Origin of the sequence: Niallia taxi (assembly GCF_004005475.1) — a bacterium.
Classification (GTDB): Bacteria; Bacillota; Bacilli; order Bacillales; family Cytobacillaceae; genus Niallia; species Niallia taxi.
Map to the genome: position 1 here is coordinate 641146 of NZ_RZTZ01000001.1, position 14773 is coordinate 655918.

At 38.0% G+C, this 14773-nt stretch carries 14 protein-coding genes; 4 read left to right on the forward strand and 10 right to left on the reverse strand.

All coding sequences use genetic code 11. The features are described 5' to 3' along the window. Nucleotides 1–230: 230 nt before the first annotated feature. Nucleotides 231–830 carry a thioredoxin fold domain-containing protein gene (locus tag EM808_RS03100; protein WP_127735659.1) on the reverse strand — a complete coding sequence of 200 codons (600 nt, stop codon included), beginning with the start codon at nucleotides 828–830 and terminating at the stop codon, nucleotides 231–233. A gap of 176 nt (nucleotides 831–1006) precedes the next feature. Here EM808_RS03100 and pepT point away from each other — a divergent pair, with 176 nt between their 5' ends. The 3 genes from pepT (at nucleotide 1007) to rpe (ending at nucleotide 3751) form a co-directional block, all read left to right on the forward strand. Further along, nucleotides 1007–2236, forward strand: a complete 1230-nt coding sequence (pepT, locus tag EM808_RS03105; protein ID WP_127735662.1) for a peptidase T — start codon at nucleotides 1007–1009, stop codon at nucleotides 2234–2236. 182 nt (nucleotides 2237–2418) lie between these two features. Beyond that, the gene (locus tag EM808_RS03110) at nucleotides 2419–2889 is read left to right on the forward strand and encodes a hypothetical protein (protein ID WP_127735665.1); all 471 of its coding nucleotides are present in this window, start codon (nucleotides 2419–2421) and stop codon (nucleotides 2887–2889) included. Between the two features lie 214 nt (nucleotides 2890–3103). Continuing rightward, nucleotides 3104–3751 carry a ribulose-phosphate 3-epimerase gene (gene rpe / locus EM808_RS03115; RefSeq protein WP_127735668.1) on the forward strand — a complete coding sequence of 216 codons (648 nt, stop codon included), beginning with the start codon at nucleotides 3104–3106 and terminating at the stop codon, nucleotides 3749–3751. Nucleotides 3752–3791: 40 nt separating this feature from the next. Here rpe and EM808_RS03120 read toward each other — a convergent pair whose 3' ends face one another. From EM808_RS03120 to EM808_RS03145, 6 genes are all read right to left on the reverse strand, one after another. After that, nucleotides 3792–4943, reverse strand: a complete 1152-nt coding sequence (locus EM808_RS03120; RefSeq protein ID WP_127735671.1) for a M20 family metallopeptidase — start codon at nucleotides 4941–4943, stop codon at nucleotides 3792–3794. Between the two features lie 889 nt (nucleotides 4944–5832). Continuing rightward, nucleotides 5833–6534: a GntR family transcriptional regulator gene (locus EM808_RS03125; protein WP_127735674.1), complete on the reverse strand. Its 702-nt coding sequence runs from the start codon at nucleotides 6532–6534 to the stop codon at nucleotides 5833–5835. A 75-nt stretch (nucleotides 6535–6609) separates the two neighbouring features. Further along, complete coding sequence (locus EM808_RS03130) at nucleotides 6610–8019, reverse strand: glycoside hydrolase family 1 protein (protein WP_127735677.1); 1410 nt, start codon at nucleotides 8017–8019, stop codon at nucleotides 6610–6612. 279 nt (nucleotides 8020–8298) lie between these two features. Next, nucleotides 8299–8574 (reverse strand): YqhV family protein, encoded by a 276-nt coding sequence (locus tag EM808_RS03135; protein ID WP_127735680.1) that lies wholly within the window; start codon nucleotides 8572–8574, stop codon nucleotides 8299–8301. A 92-nt stretch (nucleotides 8575–8666) separates the two neighbouring features. Further along, nucleotides 8667–8876 (reverse strand): heavy-metal-associated domain-containing protein, encoded by a 210-nt coding sequence (locus EM808_RS03140; RefSeq protein ID WP_127735683.1) that lies wholly within the window; start codon nucleotides 8874–8876, stop codon nucleotides 8667–8669. Between the two features lie 360 nt (nucleotides 8877–9236). Further along, on the reverse strand, nucleotides 9237–9353 hold the full coding sequence (locus tag EM808_RS03145; protein ID WP_127735686.1) for a DUF4023 family protein: 117 nt from the start codon (nucleotides 9351–9353) through the stop codon (nucleotides 9237–9239). Between the two features lie 291 nt (nucleotides 9354–9644). On the opposite strand from EM808_RS03145, the gene EM808_RS03150 reads away from it, so the two are divergent. Then, on the forward strand, nucleotides 9645–11138 hold the full coding sequence (locus EM808_RS03150; protein WP_127735689.1) for a peptide MFS transporter: 1494 nt from the start codon (nucleotides 9645–9647) through the stop codon (nucleotides 11136–11138). A 46-nt stretch (nucleotides 11139–11184) separates the two neighbouring features. Here the strand turns inward: EM808_RS03150 and EM808_RS03155 are convergent, their stop codons facing one another. Genes EM808_RS03155 through EM808_RS03165 form a run of 3 tightly spaced genes read right to left on the reverse strand, consistent with a single transcriptional unit; the run spans nucleotide 11185 to nucleotide 14773 of the window. Continuing rightward, entirely contained in the window at nucleotides 11185–12894 is a 1710-nt protein-coding gene (locus tag EM808_RS03155; protein ID WP_127735692.1) for an adenine deaminase C-terminal domain-containing protein, read from the reverse strand. Nucleotides 12895–12906: 12 nt separating this feature from the next. Continuing rightward, entirely contained in the window at nucleotides 12907–13968 is a 1062-nt protein-coding gene (locus EM808_RS03160) for an ABC transporter ATP-binding protein (RefSeq protein ID WP_127735695.1), read from the reverse strand. Nucleotides 13969–13984: 16 nt separating this feature from the next. Further along, entirely contained in the window at nucleotides 13985–14773 is a 789-nt protein-coding gene (locus EM808_RS03165) for an ABC transporter permease (RefSeq protein ID WP_127735698.1), read from the reverse strand.

A 14773-nucleotide genomic window follows, 5' to 3' on the forward strand; every position in this document is an offset into this window, starting at 1 on the left:
CATCCCCTCTATATAGTTATATTGATAAAGCATAAGTTAGCGTTTTCCATTCACCTCTTCCTGTATTTGTTTTAGGCACAACCTGCCTAGGTTCATATTAAATGATAGTGATTCTCATTGTCAATGAGTTTTTTCTCAATTAGATAATATTATTCTCATTTAGTTGATAATTTGACTCATAAAAAAAGAGCAATTGCCATTATCACAACTGCTTTTTCTCAATGAAACTGTCATTTTCCCAACAAAGCTGCAGACTCCTCTACACCAATTCTATAACTTGAAAGTCTTCCATTCTCGATCTTAATCATTGTTGGAGTTCCGGTAATTTCTAGTTCAGCAGCTGATTGAGGAGCTTTGTTTTCAAACGGGGTCTGATGGACTGCAATTAGCTTATTATCATTTCCTTCTTGAACAGACCAAGAAACCTTCTTATCATTTATCAATTCAGCAAGATCAATATCGTCATTGATAATTTCTTGTCCGTTCTCCATCCTTCCAATCACCTTGTCCCATTTCTTATGATGGTTTTCCCAATCATACCAGCTTGCCGCATTTTCCTTTTCGCCCATGTCAACAATATACAAAGGAACCTCGCCTGCCTTGTTGTATGCTAAAACAGATTTTTCTAGTTGTTGACAATAGGAGCAGCCTTCCTGCCAAAAGTAAACGATATATCCCTTGTCCTTTTGTAAGAAGGTCTCCGTTGCTTTAATTCGTTTAATACTACTTATCGTCTCTTCACTTGATTCGCTTAATACTGAAATAATAATCCCGCCAGCAAGAATAAGGAAAACTGTAGTTAGAAGCACCCATTTCACCTTGTTATTCATCCTGTATCTCCTTTCGTTTATTCTTATTTTAGCGGATATATAAGCCTTTCAAACGGCAGGAAAACAGGAAAATCTGACATTATTGTGACAATTAGGTCCTTCTGTTTTTCAAAATTCAGACGGGCGAAATATTATATGGTAAAATCATATTAGATTTTTAAGAAGGAGATGGCAAAATGAAAAGCTCTATTATTGATCGATTTATTTCTTATGCTGTTATTGATACACAATCCAACGAGGAAAATACCGCATGCCCTTCCACACCTGGACAGCTGACATTAGCAAACAAGCTTGTGGAGGAATTAAAGGAAATTGGCATGGAAGAAGTAACAGTAGACGAAAATGGCTATGTTATGGCAACCCTTCCTGCAAATACGGAAAAGAACGTGCCAACAATCGGTTTTCTAGCTCATTTAGACACTGCTACTGATTTCACTGGAAAGAATGTCCGTCCTAAAGTTGTGGACCATTATGACGGGGGAGACATTGTCCTAAATCAAGACTTACATATCGTATTATCACCAGCAGATTTTCCAGAGCTGACAAAATACAATGGTCATACATTAATAACTACAGATGGAACGACTTTATTAGGTGCTGACAATAAAGCAGGGATTACAGAAATTATGACTGCCCTTATTGCTTTAAAAAAATCAGACATAAAGCATGGAAAAATCAGGGTCGCATTTACTCCAGATGAAGAAATCGGAAGAGGTCCCCATAAGTTTGATGTAAAGGCATTCCAGGCTGACTTTGCTTATACAATCGATGGCGGTCCTCTTGGTGAACTGCAATATGAAAGCTTTCATGCTGCAGGTGCAAAAATCACGGTGAATGGTACAAATGTCCATCCTGGTACTGCAAAAGGGAAAATGGTTAATTCCATGAAAATAGCAATGGAGCTGCAAAGCAAGCTGCCATCTGAAGAAGCTCCTGAAAAAACTTCAGGCTATGAAGGTTTTTATCACCTGCTTTCATTTGAAGGCGATGTGGAGCAAACAAAACTAGCCTATATCATTCGAGATTTTGACAGAGATTTATTTGAAAAGAAAAAGGCAAACTTAACTGCCATTGTTGCTGATTTGAACGAAAAATATGGAAAAAACACAGTCGTTCTTCATTTAAACGATCAATACTACAATATGCGTGAGAAAATTGAACCTGTGAAGGAAATCGTTGATATTGCTTATCAAGCAATGGAAAACCTCGGGATTACGCCAATTGTTGAGCCTATCCGCGGTGGAACAGATGGCTCCCAATTGTCTTATATGGGGCTGCCGACACCGAATATATTCACTGGCGGAGAAAACTTTCACGGTAAATTTGAATATATCTCTGTTGATAACATGATAAAAGCAACAGATACTATCGTCGAGATAGTCAGATTATTCGAGGAAAAAGCATAGGCTAAAAGGAGGCGCTATTAAACGGAAGCGCCTCTTTTTTTCACTTCACCATCCATTATTTATTTCGATTTCCTAAACATATTTTGTACTTTTCTTAGATTAGTATATAATAGTACAAGTGCTCAAATTATTGTTCGAATATGATAGACAAATAGATAGAAGCGAAAAAAAGGAGTTAAGCAATGGATTCGATTTACAAAACACATGAAGATTTAGCTGATAATACTGAACTGCAGCAACATATTTTGCAAACTTTTGGATTGCAGTCCAAAAAGAAGCGCGTTAAGAAAAAACTATTAAAGCAGCTTGTTTCCCAAGAAAGCTTGATCAATAAAGTCGTTCAAGAATTCCAATTTGATGGGCAAACACCAGCAGCTGCTGAAAAAGTACAGGTAACGGAGGAAAAAGTCCAGACAACTACGGAAGAAAAAGCAGTTGCAGAGACAAGCACTCCATCCTTTACTACTCTTCCAATAACTGCATTACTAAAAGTCGGCAAAGCGTTCTTTAAAGAAGAGGAATCTGTCCGTTATTATTATAATAAAAACAAGCCGGAACAATACAAAAACAAGGAGCTTCTTGTTCAATGTATTTCAGAGGGCTACTTGAATTCAACAGAGGAAATTCAAAAATCAATCGAACAATCCCTATAATTAAAAAGACCCAATCTTTGTGCTCCGCGTAAAGATTGGGTCTTTTCTCATATCTTCAACTTGGAACCGCATTCGGTATACTTCAATTTTCTTGGATGCTCTGTTATAATTTTTTTAGGAAAAGAATTGAAGCTTTTATTGCCATTTTCTTAATGGATGTGACATAAATGGAAAGCTTGCTGTATTACACTACATATGTTGGAGGCAATTATCTATGGTTAAAATAGCACCATCCATTCTTTCAGCTGATTTTGCAAAACTGGGAGAAGAAATAAAAGATGTAGAGCGAGGCGGAGCCGATTATATCCATGTGGATGTAATGGACGGCCATTTTGTTCCAAATATCACTATTGGACCATTAATTGTAAGTGCAATTAGACCGATTACAACACTTCCTTTGGATGTCCATCTTATGATTGAAAACCCTGATCAATACATTCCAGCATTTGCTAAAGCTGGTGCAGATATTATTACCGTTCATGCAGAGGCATGTCCACATCTTCACCGTACACTTCAGCTTATAAAAGAGCATGGTGTTAAGCCTGGTGTTGTACTTAACCCAAGCACACCTGTTGAAATGATTAAGCATGTGATTGAAGATGTTGAAATGGTCCTGCTTATGACTGTTAATCCTGGCTTTGGCGGACAGGCATTCATTCCAAGTGTACTGCCAAAAATTACAGAGGTACGCAAACTGGCTGATCAGTTCAATCCAGGCTTGGAAATTGAAGTCGATGGCGGTGTTAATGAGCAAACTGCCATTCTTTGCAAAGAGGCTGGTGCTAATGTTCTTGTTGCAGGCTCCTTTATTTATGACAGTGGCGATAGAGCAAAGGCAATCAAGGCTGTTCGTGGAGAATAAGCAAAAAAGCGAATCACTAGTGATTCGCTTTTTTGCTCTTTTATGCTGTCATTTTTACTTTTGCGGTTAATTTTGTTAAGACTGTTGCCAGCAGCAATGTTCGTTCAACAAATGTATTTAGCTCTAAATATTCTTCTTCACTATGGGCATTTCCACCCACTGGCCCCATTCCATCTATCGTCGGAATTCCCATTGAGCTTGTAAACGCGCCGTCAGATCCTCCACCAGTAAATGTATCCTTCACTTCAATACCAAGCTCTTTTCCAGCTTCCTTGATTATCTTTAATAGTTGGATAGATTGGCTGTTTTTTTCCATCGGCGGTCTGCTGATGCTTCCTTTCACTTCAATTTCTGTTCCTTCCACATCTGAGACCGCACATATTTCTCTAATTTGCTTATCAATTATTGGTGCTTGATCCATTTTTATCAGACGGACATCAACACCAGCTGTGGCAGAGGATGCAACTGTATTGATAGAGGTTCCGCCCTCTATCATTCCAACGTTTACTGTTATGCCGTCTTGATATTTTGTCAGTTTCTGAAGTTTAATTGTTTTGTATGCAAGCTCTTCAATTGCACTTCGGCCTTTTTCATGCTCAACTCCTGCATGGGCGGAGGTTCCCTTTACCTTAATCGTGTAACGTCCTCCGCCTTTTCTGGCAGATACAATGGACCCATCCTTTCTTCCCGGTTCTACAATTAAAGCATAATCCTTGTTTCGTGCTGTATGTTCAATAAGCTTCCTTGAGTTGGATGACCCAATTTCTTCATCACTATTTAGGACAATTTCCACATTTCTGATTGCGGAAGCATTAACCAATGCTAAGGCTTTTATCGCATATAGGACAGACACAAGACTGCCCTTCATATCTACAACACCAGGTCCATATGCTCTGTTTCCTTCTATGCGGAAGGGACGTTTTTCTACCGTTCCTTCTGGGAAAACAGTATCCATATGTGCAACAATAATAATTTTAGGATCTTTTGCATCCTGATGGCGTAGTACGAGATTATTCCCGGTCTTCTTTTCCTTTTTAATTGTTGACACAAATCCAGCCTCTCTAAATTCACCTTCGAGTATTGCTGCAATTTGGTCTACCCCTTTTTTTACATAGCTGCCACTGTCAATATTAACTAGTTCTTCGAGCAGCTCAATCATTTCCTTTTCCCTTTCTCTTAAATAGTCCTCCATTTTGGTGTTCCCCCCTGAATTATCTAACAGCTTATTCGATAAAGTTCCTATATAGATACTAAGAATTTAACTGTGTTTTCATGCAATAATATTGTTTGATTACTTTTTTATTTGTTGTTTTTATTACGATACCAAACAGCTTATTTCCTGTTTTTCATATCGCAGACAGCAGTTATCATTTGCCTTGATTAAGATTTCTTGTATGAATTTATATCAAGCTCGTTGATTCCTTTGTTAAATGATGAAGGCATGCATTGAAACTCCTTGTCAATAATAGTATATGCAAGCTTCATTCCGTTTGGAGACAGGGCTATTTCCTCTATATGTCATTTTTATTCATAATTATTATCTTTCCTTTAGAAGGGTTTATAAGGAATATAAATGAATCAAAATTATGGGGCCATCAAATAAGAATACCTCTCTTGTTTCCCTTGCTTCTAATAGTAAAGTATCCTTCCTGACGGTAAGTGCTTCATAAAATAATAGCATTCCATCTGGGGAAATTACGATTTGCTCTGACTCCTTGTTTATATTCTTTAAAATAGCTGGTGCATATCCTCTCCATTGCTGTTTATCCCAACAGCTGTGCTACTCCCATCCTGTGAATTAATATCCAGTCTTGAACCTTGTCATCACTATGTATAAAAGGTATTTATTTTCTCCATAGTCTTCAAACTTCTGCTCTACATTGATAAGCATCAATGAACAGTTAAATATTCCAATATATCCTTAACTTGATTCTGACACATAATTCCGTTACAAATTTACAGATTATTTAGAATAATTAACACTAATAACATCTAGTATAGGGACCCGAAATATTCTTGTCAATACAGGCCCGGCATTAGAATTAGATTCGTAATGAAAAAAGACTGCTTGTCAAAGCAGTCTAGAAGGTCAGTGCCAGCAATTTTGCGGAAGAATAATGATACTTCTCTAACGATACATTAAAAACAACGCCTGTGTTTAAAAACACCGTATTTTCAATAATTAACGCAGGGTCACCTTCTATCAGTTTCAAATGATCTCCATCTTCTTTTGAAAGTTTGTCACAGTATATAAGCTTATCAGCGAACCCTACCTTTAGCTTTAAATCGTCTGTTATGTAACGATAGATGGATGTTTGAGCTATTTCTGCATTTAAATAGGGCACTGCCTTTTTATTATAATAAGCTTCTTCCAGTACAAGTGGCTCACCATTAACGAAGCGAAGTCTTTTTATAAAGTAGAGGGAATCACCAGGTGCACATCTCATCTTTTTGGCCAATTCATCATTAGCCTTTATTAAAGACAGGTCAATAATTTGGCTGCTCATATCGTGTCCGGCTAATTCCTTTGTAAGACCTTGCATTTTTCTGATAGTTATACAGCCAGGCCGGGAAAATTCCCTTAGAAAAAGTCCGCTGCCTTGGACTTGATAAACATAGCCTTGGTCTGCCAGTATATTTAACGCCCGTCTAATCGTGTTTCTGCTCACTTGAAACTTTCGCATCAATTCCTCCTCTGTCGGAAGCTTCTCATCTGCTTGGAACTTCCCTTGGAGAATATCATGCTCTAAAACACTTGCGACCATCTGATATTTGACTGTCACTCAAATTCCCTCCCCTTCAAATAAAGAGGGGTATGCCTCTATCAACCTAGAAGTATACCCACTTTCCTTACGCTCTTAAAGCTCTTCTCCTCTTGTTTCAATAATTTGCTTGTACCAGTGGAAGGACAGCTTTTTCTTTCTTGCCAGATTATTATGATGGTCCACATAAATAAATCCATATTGCTTTTTATAACCGTTCAGCCAGCTTAATAGATCGATAACAGACCATGCATAATAGCCTTTTAGGTTAATGCCTTCGCTAATTGCTGTCTTCACAGCTTTTAGATGCTCCTCAATATATTTAATCCTTGGAACATCCATTATCTCATCCTCAATGACAGGATCTTCGTCACCTAGTCCATTCTCCGTGATATACAGCTTTACATCACCATATCTTTCCTTGATCATTCGCAGTCCTTCAAGGAATCCTTCTGCAGAGATTTCCCAGCCCCATTTTGTGTACACCTTATCATCCATCATGACCGTCCGGTACACACCGTCAAAGGATGGGTTCCCCGGTCTGCCTGTTGAATTATCACGACTGACCTCAATGGCTTCTGTGCCTCCTTGAATCCTTTCAACACGAGCCGGTTGGTAATAGTTAAGTCCGATGAAATCATTCATCCCAGCAGTTTCCTGCAATAGCTGAAGCTCCCCATCAGTCCAATTTGGAGTTAAGCCTTTTTCCTCTAATGCTTCTAACACATATTTCGGATATTCTCCTTTAAGAATAGGATCATAATACCAATATGTTTGATAGTAGTTGGCATGATTGGCTGCAAACAGATTTTCCTCGTTTCCGTCGACACTGAATGCTGGATTAAAAACATGCGTAATCCCAATTTCTCCGTATTGCTTCAGCTCTTTATATTTCTTCACAGCCATAGCATGTGCAAGGAACACATTATGAGTTGCTTGGAAATATTCTTTATGTGCATTTATTAAGCCTGGTGGATGTGCGCCACTTAAATATCCTAACGTACAAAAGACAATTGTTTCATTGAATGTAATCCAATGCTTTACTCTGTCACCGAATGCTTTAAAGCAAACTTCAGCATATTTAGCAAAAGCATTTGCTGTGCGTTTGTTTGTCCAGCTGCCATCCTCCTCTAACGGCAAAGGTAAATCCCAATGGTAAAGGGTCACAAATGGAACAATGCCGTACTTTAAGCATTCATCTATTAAATTATTATAGAATTCAATTCCTCTTGCATTAATTTCTCCATCTCCATCTGGAATAATTCGAGCCCAGGAAATGGAGAAGCGATAGGATTCCAGCCCCATTTCAGCCATTAATCGTACATCCTCTTTATAGCGATGGTAATGATCTACAGCAACATCTCCATTTGTTCCTTCAAATGTTTTTCCAGGTATCTTCGAGAAAACATCCCAGTTAGTCACACCTTTGCCATCTTCATTCCAAGCACCTTCTACTTGATAAGATGCAGATGCTGCGCCGAATAAAAAATCTTTAGGGAATTTCATAATTTGGAACCTCCATTATCAATGTTAGCAAGTATCATTTATTTATTAGAACTTCTTAAATTTATTGGTACAACTATATAGTAAACGCTTTCTATTGTTTTGTAAACGCTTTATTTTTTATTAAAAACTACCATTTAACATGGAATCACAGATTCTTTCATAGCAAGGCAATTGTAAGTACAAATGCATGGCCTTACAGTTGCGACGGAGCCAACTCCCCTTCCTTAGCGTAAGCAATACAAAAGAGCGAAGCCTGAAATCCAGGCTTCGCTCTTCCTTTTAACTGTTTCTTACTCCGTACAGGATAAAGCCCACACCTGTCAGTACAAAAAGCATTTTTCCGAAGGATATTTTATCGGCAATGCTAAACAAACCGATTGTTGTTGTTGCAATAAGTATCAGCGGTCCCACTATTGCTAGGGAACTGTTGATGATAAGTGCTTTTTCTATTTGATTGGCTTTCAGCATTAACATTGCTGCCGCTATTTCTATACAGCCTGACAGCAGTCTAAGCAAAGCCATACCTAACACTGCCTTTTCAAATAAAGAAAACATATTCTCCTCCTGTAAGTCTAGCAAATTTACTATAAGTATATGCACCTTCTAGATTTATAGGACATGTTTTCTTTTATTGGCAGTGATGGATATCAATGAACGGAGTGAAAGCCTTGCTCTTTTATTTTCTCCAAAACAGATTCCTTCGTAATCTGTTCCTCATGGTACATAATTTTCACTTCACCGTCTGACACATCAACAAGCGCTCTCTCTATTCCATTCATATTTAACAATGCTGATTCCAATGTTTCGATTGGCTGTGCATTTGTTGTCTCCTGTAAATAAACAGTCATTTCCTTCATTGTAATACTCCCTTTCATACATTCTTTGTATAGTAAGTAGAGTACCCGTTATGGCTTACAAACATGCTTTTTTTAGTTGAAAATTTACAGCTTTTATCCTGTTGAATTGTCTTGATGCAATGTGCACAACAGCCTAACTCCTCTGTAAACACATACCACTTTTGACAGTTCAGGCATTTTTTATGTAGCTTCTCGTTTATTAGCAAATCATATCCATAATATGTTACTACACGCTCAATTTTCACCTAATCCCTCCCTTAACAGCACTCTTTACATTATGCAAATAGGGTTAGGTGGTGCTTATCCGAGAAAAATGGAATAAAAAAGGTGCCCATTTGAATAAAATGGGCACCCTGTAAATTAATGCTGTTTGTTAGGAAGGCTGCTCTCTGGATGACCTTTTCCTTTATGTTTGTTTTTCTCTTGCTTTTTGTTGTTTTCCTTTAAATTTGCTACAAATTCACTTGTATCTTTCATACCTTCACACCTCCTATAGAATATAAACATTTGTTAATTTATCCGAATGTGATAAAATAAATTCTATTTCTTCACATTTCCGTTTATTCCAATTTATACCTAAAAAACTTATATAGGTATAATAAAATAACAAATTACTACGATAAACTACATAAAACTATAACGAAATAAAAATTGGAAAAACATGTTTAATCCTTTAACGCACAATATTGTTCGATATATTAAAAATCTTTTTGACAAAACATCTGTTTTTTCAGTATTATATTAGAATACTAGAGGAGGTTCTTAATAATGCTAGACTTAAATAAACAGAAAATTGTGGACAGTGTTCCACAAAAGGGTTTTTTTGGTCATCCAAAGGGACTTTTCACTCTGTTTTTCACAGAGTTCTGGGAGAGATTCTCCTATTATGGGATGAAGGCTATCCTCGTTTACTACATGTACTATGAAGTAACAAAGGGCGGACTTGGCATTCCTGAAACTACTGCATTTGCCATCACGTCCATTTACGGATCACTTGTTTATATGTCAGGGATCATCGGTGGTTGGTTGGCTGACAGAATTTTTGGTACTTCTAAAGCAGTATTTTATGGCGGAATTTTCATCATGCTTGGTCATATTGTTTTAGCAGTACCAGGAAGCATCAGCATGTTCTTTGTATCAATGGTGCTTATCGTTATTGGTACAGGCTTACTTAAGCCAAACGTATCAAGTATTGTCGGCGATATTTATTCACAGCAGGACAATCGCCGCGATGCAGGCTTCAGTATTTTCTACATGGGTATTAACCTTGGCGGATTCCTTTCACCTCTAATTGTCGGTGAAATCGGTATGAACACAAGCTTCCATTTAGGCTTTGGTCTTGCTGCAATCGGTATGTTTATTGGACTATTAGTATTCATGTTCACAAAGAAAAAAAATCTTGGTTTAGCAGGAACAATTGTTGCCAATCCGTTATCTGCTACTGAAAAGAAAAAGGTTTATACAATCATCGGTATTGGCATTGTTATTATTGCCATCATTTTAGCAATTACTATTCCAGCTGGCATTCTTACATTTGACACTTTCGCTATTGTGGTAGGAATTCTTGGATTCTTGATTCCAGCTATCTACATTACGGTAATGTATCGCAGTCCGAAAACGACATCTGACGAACGCTCCCGTTTGATTGCTTATATTCCATTATTCTTGGCATCTGTTATGTTCTGGGCAATTCAGGAGCAAGGTTCAACAATACTTGCAGGATATGCAGACAAGCGTACACAGCTTGATTTTGCTGGCATGCACTTGTCACCAACATTATTCCAATCACTGAATCCATTATTTATCATTGTGTTTGCACCAATTATCGGATGGCTTTGGGTTAAGCTTGGCAATCGCCAACCGTCCATTCCTAAGAAGTTCTCAATCGGATTGCTGTTTGCAGGTCTTTCCTTCTTAGTAATCCTGCTTCCTGCTTATTTTGGCGGAGAAGGCTCACTTGTAAATCCTTTATGGCTTGTACTTAGCTATTTCATCGTTGTTATCGGGGAGCTTTGCTTATCTCCTGTAGGTTTATCTGCAACGACTAAGTTAGCACCTGCTGCATTCTCTGCACAAACAATGAGCCTTTGGTTCTTGTCAAATGCTGCAGCTCAAGGGTTGAATGCACAGATTGTTAAATTCTACTCTGAAAAAACAGAAATGATGTACTTCGGTATTATCGGTGGCTGTTCGATTGTATTAGCCATCGTATTATTCCTTCTATCTCCAGCAATTCAAAACAAGATGAAGGGCATTAAATAATAGCACGAAAAAAAAGAACTAGATCACCTATCTAGTTCTTTTTTTGTTATTCAACCACTAAAGAAACAACCTTTCCTTTATTCACATCAATCAATCCATGATCAGTAATTTTTAATGCTGGGCTTACTGGTAGTGATAATGTGCTTAATGACATGATTGCATTATAATGTTCATAGCCGAGTGTGTGGAGTGTTGCTGTTAAATGTTCTACTTGCTTGGAAATAATAGCTAATGGCTCTTCTGAAAGAATACCACCAACAGGCAGTGGTACATTTGCAAGAATTTCGCCATCAAGGACACAGCAAATTCCGCCTTGCTGCTGGATTACTGCATTTGCAGCTATCACCATATCCTCCTTATTTTGACCGAGCACAAGAAGATTATGATTATCATGAGAATAGGTTGTTGCTACAGCACCTTTTTTGAGAATATCGCCGCCGATTAAGCCTCTTGCACTATTGCCGTTTTTTCCATACCGTTCAAATGTGGCAAGAAGTCCGTATGCACTTGTTTCCCATTGCAGCTTACCAGCTTCAACAAGTAATTCATCATGCTTTTCCTCTGTAAAGGTAGAGCCGTTTTTCACATTCATCGTGCGGCAGATTACATTGCCGTCTTGCTGTGGAAGATTAACATGGAAATCTGCCTCTTCCAGTTTGCCCATACTTACACTTTCATAGAAGTAATCAGGGAATTGGCGGCTGCTTGCTTCCTGTACATAGGAGATTGCCTCATCGTATACTTTTTTACCTTTTTTATACACCTTTTGTATGTGGAAGCTGTTTAGCTCTGAAACTAACAGGAAATCTGCGAGCTTGCCAGGTGCAATTGCTCCTCTGTCATACATTCTCATTCTAGCAGCTGGTGTATAGGTACAGGCATAAATCGCTTTTTCTGGGGGCATTCCCATTGCGATGGCTTTTTTGAGGAGAACATTTAAATGGCCTCTGTTTTGCAAGGAATCTGCCATCACATCATCTGTCACAAAACAAAAATGCTCATCCACTTGATGCTCCAGCAAGTAATTCATCACTTCATTTGTCATTGATTTTTCCTGAATTTCAAGGAACATGCCAATAGCAATGCGCTCCTTCATTCCTTCAACGGTCTGATGCGTATGATCTGAAGTTACTCCTGCAAAGGCAAGCATCTGCAGCTCAAGGTCAAGAAGCTTCGGAACATGACCTTCTATTATCAGCTCTGGATAGTTCTTTGTTATATAAGCTAATATTTGATTCGTTTTACCGCCTGGCTTGGAAATGACATCATAATAATTCATGATTTCTCCAAGGCATTTTATGTCCTCTGTTTGCAGCAGCTCCTCGATATCTTCTATTTCAATCGCACCACCAGTTGTTTCCATGCTAGTTGCAGGAACCGAGCTTGGAATAGCATAGAACATGTCCAATGGATAGTTCTTGCTTGCCTTAATCATCTCTTTCACACCTGCTATTCCAAACACGTTTGCCATTTCATGAGGCTCTGGTACAATCGTTGTCACACCATTCTTCAGTAATCCATAAGAAAATGTTGCTGGTGTTACCATTGTGCTTTCTATATGAAGATGGATATCAATCAAGCCTGGTACTAAATACATGCCATTTGCATCTATTATTTCTTCTGCCTCAAAGGTTTCACTGCCTTTTATTCCGATATAAAAGAACTTGCCATCCTTAACAGCTGCATTTCCCTTAGTAAATTGCTTGAAATAGCTGTTGTAAACCATTGCCTCTTTTATTAGCAAATCGACTTTCATCGTTGATCCCTCCTATTCTACAAGCACCATCTGATCCTTTGGAATAATTAAGACCACTTCTTGTCCAGTATGATACGGTGCTATCATTTCTTTATTGACAGTGAAATCACCGATTGGTGTGCTGACAACATATTGATAGCTTCTGCCGAGGAATGTTGTTATTTTTATTTTGCCTGGGATTCCGTTCGGTGGAAGAACTTGTGTTTCATTCCATTCCGCAAGAATGAAGTCATCTGGTCGTATAGCGCCTACCTTTTTATTCGGGCTCATATGCTCATGCCTATCAAGTGTGAATACACGGCCATTCTTTTGAAGCTCTACTAGTTCCCCTTTATCTTCTCTGCTCTCAAACTCGATGAAGTTTTTAAAGCCAATGAAATCTGCTACAAATTTTGTTGCCGGATATTTATAGATAGTTGACGGATTACTTAATTGTTCGATTACACCTTTATTCATAATTGCTACTTGATCAGAAATAGAGAAGCATTCTTCTTGGTCATGTGAAACATACACTGTTGTTATTCCAAGCTCTTGCTGAATTCTTCTTATTTCCACACGCATATTGACACGTAAATTAGCATCCAAATTACTCAATGGTTCATCAAACAACAAAATATCTGGTTCAATTACTAGCGCTCTTGCGATTGCTACCCGCTGTCTTTGTCCTCCTGAAAGCTCTCCAGGAAATCTTTTTCCATAGCCTTCTAGATTCACGATTTCTAACATGCGCTCGACGCGCTTTTCTATCTCTGCCTTTGAAACTTTACGCAAACGAAGTCCGAACGCAATATTATCTGCCACAGTTAAATGAGGAAACAGGGCATAATTCTGAAACACAAATCCGAAGTTCCGCTTATTGACTGGAACCTTTGTATAATCCTTATCTTTGAACAAAAACTTTCCATTTGTTGACTGCAGGAAGCCGGCAATCAAACGTAATGTTGTTGTCTTACCGCAACCGCTAGGACCAAGCAAGGAAACAAGCTGCCCTTTTTCTATCTCAAGATTAAAATCCTTAAGGATTTCTTTTTTGTTATATGCTACAGATATGTCTTGTAATGTAAACAAAGCCATCCTTATTCATTCCCTTCTATCTTTTTGTAAAGTAGGATAATCCCATCAATCGCTCTACGATAAACATAAACAATGCGGTGATAATCATAAGCAATACAGATATTGCCGCAACTGTTGGATCAAAGTAGTTTTCTACATACAACAGCATCTGAATTGGGAAGGTGCTCACACCTGGCCCTGTCATGTACACAGAAATATCGACATTATTAAATGATTCCAAAAAGGCAATCATTACTGCCGCAATGATACCTGACTTAATATTTGGGATAACGATTGAAAAAAATGTACCGATTCTGCTTGCTCCCAAACTAAGTGCTGCTTCCTCAATAGAGAAGTCAAAATTAGTTAAGCTGGACGAAATGACGCGAATGATAAACGGGAGCATGATGACCGTATGGCCGATAAAAAGGGACGTATAAATCGGCAATTCATATGCAACAACAATGTATCTTAAAAACGAAAAACCAAGCACAATTCCTGGAATAAGAATTGGTGAAACAAATATTCCATTAATAATTCCCTTACCTGCAAAATCAAATCTGCTTAATGCATATGCTGCCGGTACACCAAGCAACAATGCTAGAATATTCCCTGCTATTGAAACGATGATAGATGTCTTGAAAGTACTCAAGAACATTTCTACTTTAAAAATATTTTCATACCATTTAAATGAATACTCTTCTGGTGGAAACTTTAAGATGCTTCCGCCCTCAAAAGAAGTAATTGAAATTATTAGCAATGGCCCAAGTAAAAAAACAAAAACAAGGAATGTAAACAGGGCCAATCCTCTATTCTTTTCCTGCAT

Excerpts from the sequence above, each read along its gene's own strand:
- EM808_RS03155 (WP_127735692.1), bottom strand. The coding sequence starts at position 12,894 with ATGAAAGTCGATTTGCTAATAAAAGAGGCAATGGTTTACAACAGCTAT.
- EM808_RS03160 (WP_127735695.1), bottom strand. The coding sequence starts at position 13,968 with ATGGCTTTGTTTACATTACAAGACATATCTGTAGCATATAACAAAAAA.
- EM808_RS03100 (WP_127735659.1), bottom strand. The coding sequence starts at position 830 with ATGAATAACAAGGTGAAATGGGTGCTTCTAACTACAGTTTTCCTTATT.
- EM808_RS03145 (WP_127735686.1), bottom strand. The coding sequence starts at position 9,353 with ATGAAAGATACAAGTGAATTTGTAGCAAATTTAAAGGAAAACAACAAA.
- EM808_RS03130 (WP_127735677.1), bottom strand. The coding sequence starts at position 8,019 with ATGAAATTCCCTAAAGATTTTTTATTCGGCGCAGCATCTGCATCTTAT.
- EM808_RS03140 (WP_127735683.1), bottom strand. The coding sequence starts at position 8,876 with ATGAAGGAAATGACTGTTTATTTACAGGAGACAACAAATGCACAGCCA.
- pepT (WP_127735662.1), top strand. The coding sequence starts at position 1,007 with ATGAAAAGCTCTATTATTGATCGATTTATTTCTTATGCTGTTATTGAT.
- EM808_RS03165 (WP_127735698.1), bottom strand. The coding sequence starts at position 14,773 with ATGCAGGAAAAGAATAGAGGATTGGCCCTGTTTACATTCCTTGTTTTT.
- EM808_RS03150 (WP_127735689.1), top strand. The coding sequence starts at position 9,645 with ATGCTAGACTTAAATAAACAGAAAATTGTGGACAGTGTTCCACAAAAG.
- EM808_RS03120 (WP_127735671.1), bottom strand. The coding sequence starts at position 4,943 with ATGGAGGACTATTTAAGAGAAAGGGAAAAGGAAATGATTGAGCTGCTC.
- rpe (WP_127735668.1), top strand. The coding sequence starts at position 3,104 with ATGGTTAAAATAGCACCATCCATTCTTTCAGCTGATTTTGCAAAACTG.
- EM808_RS03110 (WP_127735665.1), top strand. The coding sequence starts at position 2,419 with ATGGATTCGATTTACAAAACACATGAAGATTTAGCTGATAATACTGAA.
- EM808_RS03135 (WP_127735680.1), bottom strand. The coding sequence starts at position 8,574 with ATGTTTTCTTTATTTGAAAAGGCAGTGTTAGGTATGGCTTTGCTTAGA.